This window comes from Pseudomonas sp. CFBP 13719 (assembly GCF_014842095.1).
In the GTDB taxonomy this organism is placed as follows: domain Bacteria; phylum Pseudomonadota; class Gammaproteobacteria; order Pseudomonadales; family Pseudomonadaceae; genus Aquipseudomonas.
On record NZ_JACYVB010000004.1, the window covers coordinates 261,460 to 279,149 of the forward strand.

Here is a 17,690-nt window from a genome sequence, read left to right on the forward strand (position 1 = left end):
AAGTTTGCGCGAATGAGGACAAGTGTTATGGGTAAGAATGTCGTAGTCCTGGGCACCCAATGGGGTGATGAGGGCAAAGGCAAGATCGTTGATCTGCTGACCGAACATGCTGCCGCGGTGGTGCGCTATCAAGGCGGTCACAACGCCGGCCACACGCTGGTCATCGACGGTGAGAAAACCGTCCTGCACCTGATCCCGTCGGGCGTGCTGCGCGAAGGCGTCCAATGTCTGATCGGCAATGGTGTGGTAGTTGCACCTGATGCGTTGATGCGCGAGATCACCAAGCTGGAAGAGAAAGGCGTACCGGTGCGCGAGCGCCTGCGTATCAGCCCGTCCTGCCCGCTGATCCTGTCTTTCCACGTGGCGCTGGATCAGGCCCGTGAGAAGGCCCGCGGCGAGCTGAAGATCGGCACCACCGGTCGCGGCATCGGCCCCGCGTATGAAGACAAGGTTGCCCGTCGCGGCCTGCGTGTGGGCGACCTGCTCAACATGCCGCGCTTCGAAGACAAGCTGCGTGAGCTGGTGGATTATCACAACTTCATGCTGGTGGGTTACTACAAAGAGCCGGCCATCGAGTTCGAAAAGACCCTGGCCGAGTGCAAGGAATACGCCGAGCTGCTCAAGCCGCTGATGCTGGACGTGACTGCCGAACTGCACGACCTGCGTCGCGCCGGCAAGGACATCATGTTCGAAGGCGCCCAAGGTTCGCTGCTGGACATCGACCACGGTACCTACCCGTACGTGACCAGTTCCAACACCACTGCGGGTGGCGTTGCGACCGGCTCGGGCGTTGGTCCCATGTTCCTGGACTACATCCTGGGCATCACCAAGGCGTACACCACCCGTGTCGGTTCGGGTCCGTTCCCGACCGAGCTGTTCGACGAGGTCGGTGCGCACTTGGCCAAGCAGGGCCACGAATTTGGCGCGACCACCGGCCGTGCTCGTCGTTGTGGCTGGTTCGACGCTGTCATCCTGCGTCGCGCTATCGACGTGAACAGCATCTCGGGCATCTGCCTGACCAAGCTGGACGTACTCGATGGTCTCGAAACCATCAATATCTGCACCGGTTACAAAGATGCAGAAGGCAAAGACGTAGCCCCTACGGACGCTGACAGCTACGTGGGCCTGCAGCCCGTGTACGAAGAAGTGCCGGGTTGGAGCGAGTCGACCGTGGGTGCCAAAACCCTGGAAGAGCTGCCCGCCAACGCCCGTGCCTATATCAAGCGTGTCGAGGAGCTGATCGGCGCACCGATCGACATCATCTCGACCGGGCCGGACCGTAACGAAACCATCGTGCTGCGTCACCCGTTCGGCTGACAGCGGTTCGCGCAACACAGCACAGGGCCCTTCGGGGCCCTTTGTCGTTCAAGCAACAGACAAACCTTCTCGGCACGGCCTTTGCTGTGTGAGTCCTCAATCAGGCGCCATCATCAGAATGGCGTCAATAAAAAGGGGATCCACATGTCCGCTGTCCTTTATCTTCTGCGCAGCCGTTTGCTGCGTCCGGTCTTCATCGCCTTGGGCATCGCTCTTTTGGTGCAGGTGCTGGCCGCCATTGCGCTGACCCGAAGCACGGTCACCGCGCTTGAATCGGACCTGGACCGTCGCATGGCTCAGGATAGCCAGCGGCTGACGGGCGAGCTGCAAAGCGCGAGCGCGGAAGTGTCTTCCGGCCTGGAAAGTCTTTCGGACAATACCCGCCAGCGCCTGAGTGCCGGTTTGTCGGCACGTCTGACCGGCGAGCAGGCGCAGATCCGCGCCACACTGGACAAGGACCTGCAGGAATCGGCCACCGATATGGCCGAATTGCTGGCCTCGGTCGCGCCGCGGGCAATGTGGGACAACGATGTACCAACGCTTTCCGAGTTCGCCCGCCGCGCCCAGCGCAATCCCAACGTACTGTTCGTGATCTACAACGACGCTCAGGGCGAGCACTTGACCCGCTACTTGAACCGCGACAATCCCATCAACCAGGCGCTGCTGGCCAAGGGTACCGGTGAGCGAGCTCTGGACAAGGTGCTCAATGCGGCCAAGACAGACCCGGCGGTGATCTATGTCGAGGCCTCGATCAACCCCAATGGCGCGGAGATCGGCCGGGTGTTGATGGCTGTTTCGCGCACCGGTGTGGAAGCCGAAGTGGCCGAGCTGGACAAGCGGTTCGCGGCTTTGATTGCCAGTGCGGGGCAGTTGGTGGGCGAAAGTCTGCAGGGCGCCTCGGCTGAAAGCGCCAAGGCGCTGCAGGCGCGTCTGCAGTCGGCGGAATCGGCGGCAGCGACCATGCAGGCCAATACACACAGCACCGTGCAGGCCGCTGCGGCGCAGTTGCGCTGGCGCATTGGGCTGTGTCTGGCCTTGGTCGGCATGGTCATGCTGGTGGTGCTGGCCGCGGTACTGGGGCGGCGCGTGGTGCATCGCCTGCGTCTGCTGGTCGGCGCACTGGACGACCTCGCTGCGGGTGAGGGTGATCTGACCAAGCGGGTAGCGATCCACAGCCGTGACGAAATCGGCGACATGGCGGCGGCGGTCAATCGGTTTGTCGACAAGCTGCAGCCTATCGTTCGTGAGGCGGGCGAGGTGGCGCACAAGACCGGCGTCGAGATCGGCAGCATGGCTCAGCGCAACGCCGGTGCCGATGACGCCGCCCAACTGCAGCGCGATGAAGTGGCGCAGAGCCTGCACGACCTGTCGCAGATGGCCGATGAGGCTCAGGCCGAGAGCCAGGCGATGCAGTCGGCCTTGCAGCAGGTGGCGCAGATTCGCAAGGCCACCGACGACAATACCCGTGCCTCGCAACAGGTTGGGGGGTTGATCGAGGCGTTGGCCGGCCAGGTGCAGAGCGGTTCCAAAGTGATCGAGCGCCTCGCCGAGCAGAGCCAGCAGATCGAAGTGGTGTTGACAGTGATCCATGGGATCGCCGAGCAAACCAATCTGCTGGCGCTCAATGCCGCCATCGAGGCGGCTCGGGCCGGTGAGACCGGGCGCGGTTTCGCCGTGGTCGCCGACGAGGTGCGCGCTCTGGCGAGCAAGACGCAGAGTTCGACGGGCGATATCCAGGCCCATATCGGCGCTTTGCAGGCCGGTGCGCGGGAGGCGGTTGCGGCTATCGGCCAGGCCGGACGGCAGGCGGACGAAGGGCTGGCGGTGCTGCGCGACAGCGCCCGGTTGCAACAGGCGGTACAGGCTTCGGTCGAGCAGGTTCACTCGGCGATCGGCCTGGCAACCCAGGCTGCCGAACAGCAGGCACGAGGCGCGCAGGCTGTGAAGGGCAGGGTGCAGGTGATTCACGCCCAGGCAGAAAAAGCAGCGTTCGCCGTACAGCAGACCACGGCCAGCAGCCGAGAGCTGGACAAGCTCGCTGCCCAGCTCAAAGCCAGCCTGGGCCAGTTCCGCGCTTGAGACCTCGCTGCGGTCTGGCTGACGAACCGCGACGCCCTTTTCGCGGCCACGGACCGCTCCTACAGGATTGCGTGGCTTCACTGTAGGAGCGGTCACCGGCCGCGAAGGCCGCGCTGCGGTCTGTCTGAAGAACCGCGGCGCCTTTTCGCGGCCACGGACCGCTCCTACAGGATTGCGTGGCTTCACTGTAGGAGCGGTCATCGGCCGCGAAGGCCGCGCCGCGGTCTGCCTGACGAACCGCGGCGCCTTTTCGCGGCCACGGACCGCTCCTACAGGATTGCGTGGCTTAATTGTAGGAGCGGTCATCGGCCGCGAAGGCCTCGCTGCGGTCTGCCTGACGAACCGCGGCGCCTTTTCGCGGCCACGGACCGCTCCTACAGGATTGCGTGGCTTCATTGTAGGAGCGGTCATCGGCCGCGAAGGCCGCGCCGCGGTCTGGCTGACGAACCGCGACGCCCTTTTCGCGGCCACGGACCGCTCCTACAGGATTGCGTGGCTTCATTGTAGGAGCGGTCATCGGCCGCGAAGGCCGCGCTGCGGTCTGTCTGACGAGCCTCGGGTCAGGAGGTGCGATTCAGGTACATACGGGTGGTAAGCAGGTACACCGGTACGCCGGAAATCAGGATCAGCAATGCCGCGTACGGCGCGGCCGCGGCGAACTCCATGTTCGAGGTGTGCGACCACACCTCGGTTGCCAGCGTCGTCATGCCAGTCGGGGCCAACACCAGCGTGGCGGTCAGTTCCTTCATGCCATCGAGGAACACCAGCGCGAATGCCGCCGCCATTGCCGGGAAGATGATCGGCAGCGTCACCCGGCAGAACGCGGTGAGCGGCGTGGCGCCCAAGGTCCGTGCCGCTTCTTCGAGCGCAGGCGCAGCCTTGTTCAGCGCCGTGCGCACTGGCGCCTGCGCCAGGGGCAGAAACAGCAGCGCGTAGGCCAGCAACAGCAGCCCTGTGGTCTGGTACATCGCCGGAACGTAGTGCAGGGCGAAATACACAAGCGTCAAAGCGATAACCAGCCCTGGTAGTGCATGCAGCAGGTAGGGCAAGCGTTCTGCCCAGATGGCCAGGCGGCCCCGGTGGCGCACCACCAGCAGCCCCACGGGCAATGCCAGCGCCAGGCAAAGCGCGGCGCCGCCCAGGGCCAATGCCAACGAGGTCAACAGTGCCTCGCCGATGGCCGCTGCGGGAAAGGCCGCCGACGAGCCTTTCACCAGCCAATAGCCCAGCATGGCCAGCGGCACCCCGCTGCCAACGACCACCAGCAGCAGGCAATACAACTGCGCAAGCACGCGCCAGGCACCGAGCCGCAACGGCGTTGCACGGCGGGCAGCGCCCTGACCGGTGCGAATGTGACGCGCATTGCCACGAACCTTCAGCTCCAGCCACAGCAGCAATAGGCACAGCACCAGCAACAGCGCCGACAGCATTGCCGCATTGGTGTTACTGAATTCCAGTTCGAACTGTTGATAGATCGCTGTGGTGAAGGTCTGCAAACCCAGGATCGACAGGGCGCCAAACTCCACCAGCATGTGCAGCGCGATCAGCAGCGCCCCGCCCAGCACCGCCGGCCACAGCAGCGGCAGCGTGACCTTGAAGAACACCCCCGTGCGGTTCTGCCCCAGCGTACGCGCCGATTCCTCCAAAGAAGTGTCCAGGTTGCGCAATGTGGCGGCGACTGGCAGAAACACCAGCGGGTATTTCGACAGGGTCATGACCAGAATGGCGCCGCCCAATCCTTCGAATCGCGAGCTGAGCGAAACCCAGGTGAAGCCGCTGACGAAGGCGGGTACCGCGAACGGCAGACAGAGGATGACGCCCCAGAGACGTCGGCCGGCCAGGTCGCTGCGCTCCAACAGCCAGGCCAGGCTCACACCGATGATCACGCAGGCTGCGGTCACCCCGGCCATCAACATCAGGGTGTTGCCCAGCAAACGCAGCACGTAGGGGCGCCACAGCAGCCTGATGGCTTCATGCAGGCCGGCTTGCCACGCCTTCAGGCCAACGTAGAGCAGAGGCAGCAGGCTCAGCCCGACCAGCAGCAGGACGGGTACGAGCACCCAGATCGAGGGGCGCTTGCGCCGCCCTGCAGGCACGACGAGAGAAGTGGTCAATTCAGGCCGACGTCCCGTTCCAGGTCCAGGGCGTCCTCGGCGTTGCCGATGTCCGCTGGGGTGATGGCTGGGGCCTGCAATTCTTCGAATGGCTTCAGGCCACGGTCCGAGACCATGCCTTTGTGCAGTGGGTACTCGGCAGTGGTCTGGGTGATGACGCGCTGGCCTTCCTCGCTGGCCATGTAGGCAAGCAGCGCCTGGGCTTCGCGCGGATGCTTGCTGGACTTGAGGACCGCAGCAGCGGAAATGGTGATCAGGCCGCCGGCGTCGCCGTTGCTGAAGTAATGCAGTTTGGAGTCGAGCTGGCCTTTCTCGCGCTGGAGTGCGAACCAGTAGTAGTTGTTTACCAGGACGGTGGCGATTTCGCCGTTTTCCACTGCCTTGAGGGCGACCATGTTGTTGGTGTAGGTCTTACCGAAGGCGCGCAGGCCGGTCAGCCATTCCTCGGCGGCTTCGCGACCGTGCAGCTTGATGATGGCCACGGCCTGCTCCTGGAAAGCGCCGCTGGTGGGCACGAAGCCGACCTTGCCCTGCCATTGCGGCTCGGCGAACTCCAGTACCGTTTCGGGCAGGTCTTTCTCGTCGATCAGCTTTGGGTTGTAGGCCACCACGCGTACGCGAGCGGTGACGCCCATCCACGAACCGTCCTTGGCAACGTATTCAGGCGGTAGCATGTTCAAGGTGCTGGCGTCGATTTTGGCCAGAAAGCCTTTCTCGCCCAGATTGTTCAGAGGGGGTGATTCTTCGGTGTAGATGAGGTCCGCCGGGGAGCGTTCGCCTTCTTCCATTACCTGGCTGGCCAATTGATTGCTGCTGCCCTTGCGGACATTGACGTGAATCCCGGTCTTGGCCTCGTAGGCCTGTGCAATGGCCTCGCCTATTTCCTTGTGCTGACCGTTGTAGAGGGTCAGCTCCACCTTGTCGGCGGCCAGGGCTAGCGGGGCGGCCAGTGCCGTGCCCAGCAGGCAGGCAGCCAAAGCGCGAAAAAGGGACCGGAGGGTTCGTGTGGGCATGGGGCAACTTCCTTACGGCAGGGCAGCGGATCTTGAAACAATTGTAAACGATATAGGTTCTCAGGTGGCCTTCCTGATCCACACAACGCTTTTCGGTGGCAGCAGTCATCGGCCGCGAAGGGCGCCCTGGGGTGTATCAGGAAGACCACGTCGCCTGTTTCGCGGCCACGGACCGCTCCTACGGGAGAGCGCGTATGCAGACCTACCGTAGGAGCGGTCATCGGCCGCGAAGGGCGCTTTGGGGTGTATCAGGAAGACCGCGTTGCCTGTTTCGCGGCCACGGACCGCTCCTACGGGAGGGGTGAGGAAATTTTGGAATGCCAGAAACGCAAAAACCCGCTTTCGCGGGTTCTTGTAAAGAATTGGTGCCCAGAAGAAGACTCGAACTTCCACGACCGTAAGGTCACCAGCACCTGAAGCTGGCGTGTCTACCAATTTCACCATCTGGGCAGCATCAGCAGCGTTGTACGCTGTTGATGGGGCGCACTATACGACCGCCTTTTTGATCTGTAAACCCCTGTTTTGATTTTGTTAATTCAAAACACCCAGGCGCATTGCGCAGGCCTGAAACGCAAAAACCCGCTTTCGCGGGTTTTTGTGAGTGACACCAGATTGATGTAATCTTGTGTCCTGAATTGGTGCCCAGAAGAAGACTCGAACTTCCACGACCGTAAGGTCACCAGCACCTGAAGCTGGCGTGTCTACCAATTTCACCATCTGGGCAGCATCTGCAACGCTGTGCGTTGTCGATGGCGCGCACTATACGGAGCGCTCTTTACGCTGTAAACCCCCATGGCAAGAAAAATCGACTAAAATTCTCCAGTGGCGTCCCGGACACTGTTTTCGACCTCGGGGCAGGGCTTTTAACTGGCAGGCAACGCCTGAAATTTCCCGTTTCAATACGCGTATGCCAAACTAACGCCTATATAGACAAGGTGAATTCTCTCTAATGGCCGATTGGCAGACCCTCGATCCCGAGGCCGCTCGTGAAGCGGAAAAATACGAAAACCCCATTCCCAGCCGTGAGCTGATCCTCAAGCACCTCGACGAGCGCGGCTCTCCCGCCAGCCGCGAGCAGCTGGTGGACGAGTTCGGCCTCACCACCGAGGACCAGCTGGAAGCCCTGCGCCGCCGCTTGCGTGCCATGGAGCGCGATGCGCAACTGATCTACACCCGCCGTGGCACCTATGCCCCGGTGGACAAGCTGGACCTGATCGCCGGCCGCATCAGCGGTCACCGCGATGGTTTCGGCTTCCTGATCCCCGACGACGGCAGCGACGACCTGTTCATGAGCCCGGCGCAGATGCGTCTGGTGTTCGACGGCGACCGTGCCCTGGCCCGAGTCTCCGGCCTCGACCGTCGCGGCCGTCGCGAAGGCGTGATCGTCGAAGTCGTGTCCCGTGCCCATGAAACCATCGTTGGCCGGTACTTCGAAGAAGGCGGCATTGGTTTCGTGACACCGGACAACCCCAAGGTGCAGCAGGAAGTGCTGATCACCCCCGGTCGCCACGGCGCCGCGAAGATCGGCCAATTCGTCGGGGTGAAGATCACCCACTGGCCAACCGCGCGCTTCCAGCCTCAGGGTGACATCGTCGAAGTGCTGGGCAACTACATGGCGCCCGGCATGGAAATCGACGTCGCCCTGCGTACCTACGACATTCCCCACGTATGGCCGGAAGCCGTGCTCAAGGAGGCCGCCAAGCTCAAGCCGCAGGTCGAAGACAAGGACAAGGAGAAGCGCATCGACCTGCGTCATCTGCCGTTCGTGACCATCGACGGCGAAGACGCACGCGACTTCGACGATGCCGTCTATTGCGAAGCCAAAAGCAAGTTGCGCCTGTTCAACGGCGGCTGGACCCTGTACGTCGCCATTGCCGACGTGTCCAGCTACGTGAAGCTTGGCTCGGCGCTCGATACCGAAGCGCAGGTGCGTGGCAACTCGGTGTACTTCCCCGAGCGCGTGATTCCGATGCTGCCCGAGCAGCTGTCCAACGGCCTGTGTTCGCTGAACCCCCATGTCGACCGCTTGGCCATGGTCTGCGAGATGACCATCTCCAAGACCGGCGAGATGACCGACTACAGCTTCTACGAAGCCGTGATCCACTCCCACGCGCGCCTGACCTACAACAAGGTCAGTACCCTGCTCGAGCATTCGCGCAGCAGCGAAGCCAAGACCCTGCGCGGCGAGTTCGGCGATGTGCTGCCCCATCTCAAGCAGCTGTATGCCCTGTACAAGGTGCTGCTGTCGGCGCGCCACGTGCGCGGTGCCATCGACTTCGAGACCCAGGAGACCCGTATCGTCTTCGGCTCCGAGCGCAAGATCGCCGAGATCAAACCGACCATCCGCAACGATGCCCACAAGCTGATCGAGGAATGCATGCTGGCGGCCAACGTGGCCACTGCCGAATTCCTCAAGAAGCACGAAATCCCGGCCCTCTACCGTGTCCACGACGGCCCGCCCCCGGAACGTCTGGAAAAGCTGCGTGCCTTCCTTGGCGAGCTTGGCCTGTCGCTGAACAAGGGCAAGGACGGTCCGTCGCCCAAGGATTACCGTGCGCTGCTGGAAACCATCCAGGGTCGCCCGGACTTCCACGTGATCCAGACCGTCATGCTGCGCTCTCTGAGTCAGGCGGTGTACAGCGCCGACAACCATGGCCACTTCGGCCTGAACTACGAGGCGTACACCCACTTCACTTCGCCGATCCGCCGCTATCCCGACCTGCTCACGCATCGGGCGATCCGCAGCGTGATCCACTCCAAGCAGGACACCCCGCACGTCAAGCGCGCCGGTGCGCCAACCATTCCCAAGGCGCGTATCTATCCGTACGACGAAGCCGCGCTGGAGCAGTTGGGCGAAGAGTGCTCGATGAGCGAGCGCCGTGCCGACGAAGCCACCCGTGACGTGGTCAACTGGCTCAAGTGCGAGTTCATGAAGGACCGCGTAGGCGAAACCTTCCCGGGCGTGATCACTGCCGTGACTGGTTTCGGCCTGTTCGTCGAACTGACCGACATCTTTGTCGAAGGCTTGGTGCACGTCACCGCGCTGCCGGGCGACTACTACCATTTCGACCCGATCCACCATCGCCTGGCCGGCGAGCGCACCGGGCGTAATTTCCGCTTGGGCGACACGGTCGAGGTGCAGGTCATGCGGGTCGACCTGGACGAGCGCAAGATCGACTTCGGCATTGGCGAGGCAACGCTGAACCAGCCGATCGGGCGCAAGAACCGCAAGGCCGACGCGCCGGCGGGCAAGCCCAAGAGCTACCCGACCACGCCTGCGGTCGAAAAGACTGCCGTCGAGAAACCAGCCGCTGCCGCTGCCAAGCGCAGCGCTGCCCCGAGCAAGGCGCGCAAGGCCGACAGCGACGAGGTCTATCGGGCATCCGATGCCGCAGCGCAGAACGCCGAGGTGCGCAAGAGTCGAGAAATGAAGAAGGCCCTGCTTGCCGACGCCGCCAAGGGCGGCTCGACCAAGGCTTCCGGCAGCCGCAATGGCGGTACTGCCAGCACGGGTGCTGGAGGTGATGCCAAGGCGACCAAGCACCGCAAGGGCCCATCGAAATCGGGCAGCCGCAAACCCAAGGCCAAGTCATGAGTCAGCTGGAAAAGATCTACGGCGTGCACGCCGTGGAAGCGTTGCTGCGTCATCACCCCAAGCGGGTCAAGCAGATCTGGTTGTCCGATGGCCGCAGCGAGCCGCGGGTGCAGACCCTGGTAGAGCTGGCGACGCAGAATCGCGTGGCGGTTGGCCAGGCCGAGAGGCGTGAGCTGGATGCCTGGGTGGAAGGCGTGCACCAGGGTGTAGTGGCGGAGGTCAGTCCGAGCCAGGTGTGGGGCGAGGCGATGCTCGACGAGCTGCTCGACCGTACCGAGGGCCCGCCGTTGCTGTTGGTCCTGGATGGCGTGACCGATCCGCACAACCTGGGTGCCTGCATGCGTACCGCCGATGCGGCTGGAGCGCTGGCCGTGATCGTGCCAAAGGACAAGTCCGCCACCCTGACCCCGGCCGTGCGCAAGGTGGCCTGCGGCGCGGCAGAAGTAATTCCGTTGGTGGCCGTGACCAACCTGGCGCGTACCCTGGAAAAACTGCAGCAGCGTGGCTTGTGGGTCGTGGGGACTGCCGGCGAGGCGGAAAACGAGATCTACCAGCAGGACATGACCGGGCCGACCATCCTGATCATGGGCGCCGAAGGCAAGGGCATGCGTCGCCTGACCCGCGAGCACTGCGACTACCTGGTGAAACTGCCGATGGCGGGCAGCGTGAGCAGCCTGAACGTGTCGGTGGCGACCGGTATCTGTCTGTTCGAAGCAGTTCGTCAGCGTAACGCCAAGAAGAAATGATCCACCTGGGCCGGCCCCTCTGCTCGCGAAGGGGTCGGCTGCGACGCCACTGCTGTTCAAATATTCACCAATCCCCTTGCTTCCCCCCACCCCCTTCTCTACAATTGCGCCCCTTGCCGTGATGGCTGGTGCACTCGTGCGCCTCTATTCAAAAGCTACAGGGCAAGACACACAGTGTCATTCACTCCTTGTCTGACCGCTCTGGCGGCAGGCTACAACCCGTAAGGAGCATTCATGCGTCATTACGAAATCATCTTTCTGGTCCACCCGGATCAGAGCGAGCAAGTCGGCGGCATGGTTGAGCGTTACACCAAGCTGATCGAAGAAGACGGCGGCAAGATCCACCGTCTGGAAGATTGGGGCCGTCGTCAACTGGCCTACGCCATCAACAACGTTCACAAGGCTCACTACGTGATGCTGAACGTTGAGTGCACCGGCAAGGCCCTGGCCGAGCTGGAAGACAACTTCCGCTACAACGATGCCGTGATCCGTAACCTTGTCATCCGTCGCGACGAAGCCGTCACCGACCAGTCCGAGATGCTCAAGGCAGAAGAAAACCGCAGCGAGCGCCGTGAGCGTCGTGACCGTCCTGAGCACTCTGACAACGCCGATGGCGATGACAGCGACAACAGCGACGCCAGCGATAACGCTGACGAGTAATCCACGGACCTTTTGAGGAGCCCATTACATGGCACGTTTCTTCCGTCGTCGTAAATTTTGCCGCTTCACCGCTGAAGATGTGAAGGAGATCGACTACAAAGATCTCAACACTCTGAAAGCCTACGTATCCGAAACCGGCAAGATCGTTCCAAGCCGTATCACCGGTACCAAGGCTCGTTATCAGCGTCAGCTGGCCGTCGCTATCAAGCGCGCCCGCTTCCTGGCCCTGCTGGCCTACACCGACAGCCACGGCCGCTGAGACCGGGTTGTCGATACGCAGTAAAAGGATAGATACGCATGCGTGCCCTGGCTGATTTCATCATGCGCGGTCGCATGCAGGCCACTCTGGTAGTGGTCGGATGCGCGGCATTGCCGCTGTTGTTCTGGTTGAGTGCTGCCGCAGCGTGCCTGGTGTACCTGCGGCGCGGCATGAGTGACGCCATTGGTGTCCTCATCTGGGCTCTGCTGCCGGCCTTGGCCTGGTGGTACTTCGGTGAACCGCGCACCTTGATGGTGTTGCTGGGCGCGCTGGGGCTCGCGGCGCTGTTGCGCGCGGGGTGGGCCTGGAATCGCGTGCTGCTGGCCAGCATAGCGCTGGGGCTGGTGTACGGGGTGTTGTTGGGCGTGGTGTTTCGCGAACCCATCGAAGCGTTGGCGCAGGCGTTGAACGAACGTCTGCCGCAGATGCTCGGTGGTCTCTACCAGCAGATGTCGGTAGAGGAGCGGGCCAACCTTGGCAGCCTCATTGCGCCGGTACTCAACGGTTTGATAGCGGCATTGTTGCAAGTCGTCAGCGTGGCAGCCCTGATGCTGGGGCGTTACTGGCAGGCGGCGTTGTACAACCCGGGTGGTTTTGGCAGCGAGTTTCGCGCCATTCGCATTCCACTCTTGCCGGCGGTACTGCTGCTGGCGTGCATGCTCATCGGTCCGAACTTCGGGCCTCAGATGGCCATGTTGACGCCGCTGTGCAGCGTCCCGCTGGTGTTCGCCGGGCTGGCCCTGATGCATGGGCTGGTCAAGGCGGGCAAGCTGGGCAGGTTCTGGCTCGTGGGGATGTACGTTACGCTCGTGCTGTTCATGCAGCTGATCTATCCGTTGCTCGTGGTTCTGGCCATTGTCGACAGCCTGATTGATTTTCGCGGTCGAATCGGGCCGAAAGGCACCGATAGCGATTCCGCGAACGGTGAAGGTTAAAAGTTAAGAGGTTTATACCAAATGGAACTGATCCTGCTGGAAAAAGTCGCCAACCTGGGCAACCTGGGCGATAAGGTAAATGTTAAGGCCGGTTACGGTCGTAACTTCCTGCTGCCATTCGGCAAGGCTACCGCTGCGACCGCTGCCAACCTGGCTGCGTTCGAAGAGCGTCGCGCCGAGCTGGAAAAAGCAGCTGCCGACAAGAAGGCTTCGGCCGAAACGCGTGCTGCCCAACTGGCCGAGCTGGAAGTGACCATCACTGCCACCGCTGGCGACGAAGGCAAGCTGTTCGGTTCGATCGGCACTCACGACATCGCTGACGCCCTGACCGCCTCCGGCGTCGAAGTGGCCAAGTCTGAAGTGCGTCTGCCGAACGGCACCATCCGTAACGTTGGCGAATACGACGTAGCCGTGCACCTGCACAGCGACGTTGAAGCTACCGTACGCGTTGTCGTAGTAGCTGCATAAGTCGGCTGGCACCTCTGGTGCCAGGCGGTTTAACATCGGGCACGACCTGTTCACAGGTCGTGCCCTTTGTTTTTGTGAAGAAGCCGTTTTCTGCAACCCGAATTTCAAGTGGCCATGAACGAGATATCCGCTCCCGAGCAATACGATCTGCAAACCGCTGCCCTCAAGGTGCCGCCGCATTCCGTCGAAGCCGAACAGGCCGTGCTCGGCGGCTTGATGCTGGACAACAACGCCTGGGAACGTGTGCTCGATCAGGTTTCGGACGGCGATTTCTATCGTCATGACCACCGGCTGATCTTCCGCGCCATCGCCAAGCTGGCCGATCAGAACACGCCTTTCGATGTGGTCACCCTGCACGAACAGCTCGACAAGGAAGGCCAAGGCACCCAGGTCGGTGGGCTGGGCTATTTGGGCGAGCTGGCGAAGAACACGCCGTCGGTGGCCAACATCAAGGCTTACGCGCAGATCGTCCGCGAGCGTGCCACGCTGCGTCAACTGATCAGCATCAGCAGCGAGATTGCCGACAGTGCGTTCAACCCGCAAGGGCGCAACGCCGCCGAGATTCTTGACGAGGCCGAACGGCAGATCTTTCAGATCGCCGAAGCGCGGCCCAAGACCGGTGGCCCGGTCAGCGTCAACGACCTGCTGACCAAGGCCATCGATCGCATCGACACGCTGTTCAATACCGATGCAGCCATTACCGGCCTGTCCACCGGCTACACCGATCTGGACGAGAAGACCAGTGGCCTGCAGCCAGCCGACCTGATCATCGTCGCCGGCCGGCCGTCCATGGGCAAGACCACCTTCGCCATGAACCTGGTGGAAAATGCCGTGCTGCGCAGCGAGAAAGCTGTGCTGGTGTATTCGCTGGAAATGCCAGGCGATTCGCTGATCATGCGTATGCTTTCTTCGCTGGGGCGTATCGATCAGACCAAGGTGCGTTCGGGCCGCCTGGACGACGACGATTGGCCGCGCCTGACCTCGGCGGTCAACCTGCTCAACGACCGCAAGCTGTTCATCGACGATACGGCCGGCATCAGCCCGTCGGAGATGCGTGCACGTACCCGTCGCCTGGTGCGCGAGCACGGCGAGATCGGCCTGATCATGATCGACTATCTGCAGTTGATGCAGATCCCCGGCTCCAGCGGCGACAACCGTACCAACGAGATTTCCGAGATCTCTCGCTCGTTGAAGGCGCTGGCGAAGGAGTTCAATTGCCCGGTGGTGGCGCTGTCGCAGCTCAACCGCTCGCTCGAGCAGCGGCCGAACAAGCGTCCGGTGAACTCCGACCTGCGTGAATCCGGCGCAATCGAGCAGGACGCCGACGTGATCATGTTCGTCTATCGCGACGAGGTGTATCACCCGGACACCGAGCACAAGGGCATTGCCGAGATCATCATCGGCAAGCAACGTAACGGCCCGATCGGTTTCATCCGCCTGGCGTTCATCGGCAAGTACACCCGCTTCGAGAACCTCGCGCCGGGCAGCTACAACTTCGACGACGACGAGTAGCTGGCATCGCATCAGGGCCTTCGCGGCCGATGACCGCTCCCACGGATCGTCAGAACTATGTAGGAGCGGTCCGTGGCCGCGAGAGGGTCACCGCGGTGTATCAGGCTCAGCGCGTTGTGGCCTTCGCGGCCGATGACCGCTCCTACGGAGAGCTGTAGGTTTTGGTTCCCGCCCAAAACAATCCACCACCTATTTCCGACTAAAGCCATCGGAATTGGTTATTTTTTGTGCTATATTCCGCGCCCGCGATTTTTCATACGGTCATCGACATGCAAGCAGCCAAGCCGCTTTTTGACTATCCCAAATACTGGGCCGAATGCTTCGGCCCAGCGCCTTTCCTGCCCATGAGCAGGGAGGAGATGGATCAGCTTGGCTGGGATTCGTGCGACATCATCATCGTCACCGGTGATGCCTATGTCGACCATCCGTCGTTCGGCATGGCCATCATTGGCCGGCTGCTGGAAGCCCAGGGGTTTCGCGTGGGCATCATTGCCCAGCCGAACTGGCAGTCCAAGGACGACTTCATGAAGCTGGGCGAGCCGAACCTGTTCTTCGGTGTCGCGGCCGGCAACATGGACTCGATGATCAACCGCTACACCGCCGACAAGAAGGTGCGTTCCGACGACGCCTACACGCCCGGCGGCCAGGCGGGCTCGCGACCAGACCGCGCCAGCCTGGTGTACAGCCAGCGTTGCAAGGAAGCCTACAAGCATGTGCCGATCGTGCTGGGCGGTATCGAGGCATCGCTGCGCCGCATCGCGCATTACGACTACTGGCAGGACAAGGTCCGCCATTCGATCCTGATCGACGCCTGCGCCGATATCCTGCTGTACGGTAACGCCGAGCGCGCCATCGTCGAGGTGGCCCAGCGCCTGTCGTACGGTCAGAAGGTCGAGGAGATCACTGACATTCGCGGCACCGCGTTCATTCGCCGCGATACGCCGAAGGACTGGTATGAGGTCGACTCGACCCGTATCGACCGGCCGGGCAAGGTCGACAAGATCATCAATCCGTACGTGAACACCCAGGACACCCAGGCCTGTGCCATCGAGCAGGAGAAGGGCAACCTCGAAGACCCGAACGAAGCCAAGGTCGTGCAGATCCTGGCCAGCCCGCGGATGACGCGGGACAAGACGGTGATCCGCCTGCCTTCCTTCGAAAAGGTGCGCGGTGACGCGGTGCTGTATGCCCACGCCAACCGTGTGCTGCACCTGGAAACCAACCCCGGTAATGCCCGTGCATTGGTGCAGCGGCATGGCGAAGTGGACGTGTGGTTCAACCCGCCGCCCATTCCCATGACCACCGAGGAAATGGACTACGTGTTCGGCATGCCCTATGCGCGGGTTCCGCACCCGGCGTACGGCAACCAGAAAATTCCGGCCTACGACATGATTCGCTTCTCGGTGAACATCATGCGCGGCTGCTTCGGTGGCTGCACCTTCTGCTCGATCACCGAGCACGAAGGGCGGATCATCCAGAACCGTTCCGAAGAGTCGATCATTCGCGAGATCGAAGAGATCCGCGACAAGGTACCGGGTTTTACCGGAGTGATCTCCGACCTCGGCGGCCCGACCGCGAACATGTACCGCATCGCCTGCAAGAGCCCGGAAATCGAATCCGCGTGCCGCAAGCCGTCGTGCGTGTTCCCGGGGATCTGCCCGAACCTGAACACCGACCACTCTTCGTTGATCCAGCTGTACCGCAGCGCGCGGGCACTGCCGGGCGTGAAGAAGATCCTCATTGCCTCGGGCCTGCGCTACGACCTGGCGGTGGAGTCCCCCGAGTACGTCAAGGAGCTGGTGACGCACCACGTTGGCGGCTATCTCAAGATCGCTCCTGAGCATACCGAAGAAGGTCCGCTGAATCAGATGATGAAGCCGGGTATCGGCTCGTACGACAAATTCAAGCGTATGTTCGAGAAGTTCTCGAAAGAGGCGGGCAAGGAGCAGTACCTGATCCCGTACTTCATCGCCGCCCACCCCGGCACCACCGATGAAGACATGATGAACCTGGCGCTATGGCTCAAGGGCAACGGTTTCCGTGCCGACCAAGTGCAGGCGTTCTACCCCTCACCGATGGCTTCGGCCACGGCGATGTACCACTCGGGCAAGAACCCGTTGCGCAAGGTCACCTACAAGAGCGACAACCTGACCATCGTCAAGAGCGAGGAGCAGCGCCGCCTGCACAAGGCGTTCCTGCGCTATCACGATCCCAAGGGTTGGCCGATGCTGCGCGAGGCACTGGAACGCATGGGCCGTGCCGACCTGATCGGTCCTGGTAAAAACCAGCTGATTCCATTGCATCAGCCGGCTACCGACACCTACCAGAGTGCACGACGCAAGAATTCCACGCCTGCCGGCAGCCACAAGGTAGCCAAGGAAACGCGCATCCTGACTCAGCATACCGGGTTGCCGCCGCGTGCCAGTGACGGGTCCAAGCCGTGGGACAAGCGCGAGCAGGCCAAGGCTGCCGCCGAGGCGCGCAGCAAGCATGCCGCCAAGGATCGCCAGCAGGCCGCCAAGCCCGGCAAGGGCAAGAGCAAGCCGGCGCGCCAGCCCGTACTGCCACGCTGAGGTTCGCGGCGGTGCCGTGAGCCGCTTGGCTTACGGCTCGATGGAAATGCCGGCCTCGTCTTCGTGTGGGTTTGAAGGTGAAGGTCGTGGCCGGCGTTGAGCGATAGCGGCATGAGCGGCGTTGTTTGCCGTGTCGATCATCCCGTCCTCGCTCGCACGTCGCAGCGCGTCGATCAATGCCTGTGGAGGGTCGAACGGTCCCTTGCGCTTTTGGACGGTTTGCGGAGTGGCCAGTGGTTGTGCGGCAGAAGTGTCGTGCTCTGTTGTCATGTCGATGTTCCCTGATTGAGTGAGTCCCCAGATTAGATTGAGCGGACCCGTCCTGAGCAATACAGGTTTATCGCACCACTACATGGCCAATGTATGCGACGCTGCTACAACCTGGACGCTTGCAGCCGCTTGATCTGTAGCGGCTGCGC

At 62.2% G+C, this 17,690-nt stretch carries 13 protein-coding genes and 2 tRNA genes; 10 read left to right on the forward strand and 5 right to left on the reverse strand.

Annotated features, from left to right (window positions below):
• Positions 1 to 27: 27 nt before the first annotated feature.
• Positions 28 to 1,317, forward strand: a complete 1,290-nt coding sequence (locus IFT57_RS15820; RefSeq protein WP_122714620.1) for an adenylosuccinate synthase — start codon at positions 28 to 30, stop codon at positions 1,315 to 1,317.
• 144 nt (positions 1,318 to 1,461) lie between these two features.
• Entirely contained in the window at positions 1,462 to 3,396 is a 1,935-nt protein-coding gene (locus tag IFT57_RS15825; protein WP_192151998.1) for a methyl-accepting chemotaxis protein, read from the forward strand.
• A gap of 560 nt (positions 3,397 to 3,956) precedes the next feature.
• Here the strand turns inward: IFT57_RS15825 and IFT57_RS15830 are convergent.
• The 4 genes from IFT57_RS15830 to IFT57_RS15845 all read right to left on the reverse strand — a co-directional run bounded on the left by IFT57_RS15830 (position 3,957) and on the right by IFT57_RS15845 (position 7,246).
• On the reverse strand, positions 3,957 to 5,510 hold the full coding sequence (locus tag IFT57_RS15830) for an ABC transporter permease (RefSeq protein WP_192151999.1): 1,554 nt from the start codon (positions 5,508 to 5,510) through the stop codon (positions 3,957 to 3,959).
• The gene (locus IFT57_RS15835) at positions 5,507 to 6,523 is read right to left on the reverse strand and encodes an extracellular solute-binding protein (RefSeq protein ID WP_192152000.1); all 1,017 of its coding nucleotides are present in this window, start codon (positions 6,521 to 6,523) and stop codon (positions 5,507 to 5,509) included. Before IFT57_RS15835 ends, IFT57_RS15830 begins: the two co-directional genes overlap by 4 nt.
• A 363-nt stretch (positions 6,524 to 6,886) precedes the next feature.
• Positions 6,887 to 6,973: transfer RNA gene (locus IFT57_RS15840), tRNA-Leu, on the reverse strand.
• Positions 6,974 to 7,159: 186 nt separating this feature from the next.
• A tRNA-Leu gene (locus tag IFT57_RS15845) sits at positions 7,160 to 7,246 on the reverse strand.
• 226 nt (positions 7,247 to 7,472) lie between these two features.
• Here IFT57_RS15845 and rnr point away from each other — a divergent pair.
• The 8 genes from rnr (at position 7,473) to IFT57_RS15885 (ending at position 17,271) form a co-directional block, all read left to right on the forward strand.
• On the forward strand, positions 7,473 to 10,118 hold the full coding sequence (gene rnr / locus IFT57_RS15850) for a ribonuclease R (RefSeq protein ID WP_192152001.1): 2,646 nt from the start codon (positions 7,473 to 7,475) through the stop codon (positions 10,116 to 10,118).
• A complete protein-coding gene (gene rlmB / locus IFT57_RS15855; RefSeq protein WP_192048125.1) occupies positions 10,115 to 10,864 on the forward strand; it encodes a 23S rRNA (guanosine(2251)-2'-O)-methyltransferase RlmB in 750 nt (249 codons plus the stop codon). Before rnr ends, rlmB begins: the two co-directional genes overlap by 4 nt.
• Before the next feature lie 234 nt (positions 10,865 to 11,098).
• Entirely contained in the window at positions 11,099 to 11,524 is a 426-nt protein-coding gene (rpsF, locus tag IFT57_RS15860; RefSeq protein ID WP_056844368.1) for a 30S ribosomal protein S6, read from the forward strand.
• 28 nt (positions 11,525 to 11,552) lie between these two features.
• Positions 11,553 to 11,783: a 30S ribosomal protein S18 gene (gene rpsR / locus IFT57_RS15865; RefSeq protein ID WP_008368574.1), complete on the forward strand. Its 231-nt coding sequence runs from the start codon at positions 11,553 to 11,555 to the stop codon at positions 11,781 to 11,783.
• A 38-nt stretch (positions 11,784 to 11,821) separates the two neighbouring features.
• Positions 11,822 to 12,718, forward strand: coding sequence for a hypothetical protein (locus IFT57_RS15870; RefSeq protein WP_192152002.1), 897 nt, complete (start codon positions 11,822 to 11,824; stop codon positions 12,716 to 12,718).
• A gap of 21 nt (positions 12,719 to 12,739) precedes the next feature.
• Positions 12,740 to 13,186 carry a 50S ribosomal protein L9 gene (rplI, locus tag IFT57_RS15875; protein ID WP_122480360.1) on the forward strand — a complete coding sequence of 149 codons (447 nt, stop codon included), beginning with the start codon at positions 12,740 to 12,742 and terminating at the stop codon, positions 13,184 to 13,186.
• A gap of 114 nt (positions 13,187 to 13,300) precedes the next feature.
• A complete protein-coding gene (dnaB, locus tag IFT57_RS15880; protein ID WP_122480359.1) occupies positions 13,301 to 14,698 on the forward strand; it encodes a replicative DNA helicase in 1,398 nt (465 codons plus the stop codon).
• Positions 14,699 to 14,967: 269 nt separating this feature from the next.
• Positions 14,968 to 17,271, forward strand: coding sequence for a YgiQ family radical SAM protein (locus IFT57_RS15885; RefSeq protein ID WP_192152003.1), 2,304 nt, complete (start codon positions 14,968 to 14,970; stop codon positions 17,269 to 17,271).
• Positions 17,272 to 17,301: 30 nt separating this feature from the next.
• Here the strand turns inward: IFT57_RS15885 and IFT57_RS15890 are convergent, their stop codons facing one another.
• Positions 17,302 to 17,541 (reverse strand): hypothetical protein, encoded by a 240-nt coding sequence (locus IFT57_RS15890; protein WP_122796517.1) that lies wholly within the window; start codon positions 17,539 to 17,541, stop codon positions 17,302 to 17,304.
• Positions 17,542 to 17,690: the final 149 nt, after the last annotated feature.

Bases quoted from the DNA above. Each gene is read 5' to 3' on its own strand.
- rnr (WP_192152001.1), top strand. From the start codon at position 7,473: ATGGCCGATTGGCAGACCCTCGATCCCGAGGCCGCTCGTGAAGCGGAA.
- rlmB (WP_192048125.1), top strand. From the start codon at position 10,115: ATGAGTCAGCTGGAAAAGATCTACGGCGTGCACGCCGTGGAAGCGTTG.
- rplI (WP_122480360.1), top strand. From the start codon at position 12,740: ATGGAACTGATCCTGCTGGAAAAAGTCGCCAACCTGGGCAACCTGGGC.
- IFT57_RS15835 (WP_192152000.1), bottom strand. From the start codon at position 6,523: ATGCCCACACGAACCCTCCGGTCCCTTTTTCGCGCTTTGGCTGCCTGC.
- dnaB (WP_122480359.1), top strand. From the start codon at position 13,301: ATGAACGAGATATCCGCTCCCGAGCAATACGATCTGCAAACCGCTGCC.
- IFT57_RS15825 (WP_192151998.1), top strand. From the start codon at position 1,462: ATGTCCGCTGTCCTTTATCTTCTGCGCAGCCGTTTGCTGCGTCCGGTC.
- IFT57_RS15890 (WP_122796517.1), bottom strand. From the start codon at position 17,541: ATGACAACAGAGCACGACACTTCTGCCGCACAACCACTGGCCACTCCG.
- IFT57_RS15885 (WP_192152003.1), top strand. From the start codon at position 14,968: ATGCAAGCAGCCAAGCCGCTTTTTGACTATCCCAAATACTGGGCCGAA.
- rpsR (WP_008368574.1), top strand. From the start codon at position 11,553: ATGGCACGTTTCTTCCGTCGTCGTAAATTTTGCCGCTTCACCGCTGAA.
- IFT57_RS15870 (WP_192152002.1), top strand. From the start codon at position 11,822: ATGCGTGCCCTGGCTGATTTCATCATGCGCGGTCGCATGCAGGCCACT.
- IFT57_RS15820 (WP_122714620.1), top strand. From the start codon at position 28: ATGGGTAAGAATGTCGTAGTCCTGGGCACCCAATGGGGTGATGAGGGC.
- rpsF (WP_056844368.1), top strand. From the start codon at position 11,099: ATGCGTCATTACGAAATCATCTTTCTGGTCCACCCGGATCAGAGCGAG.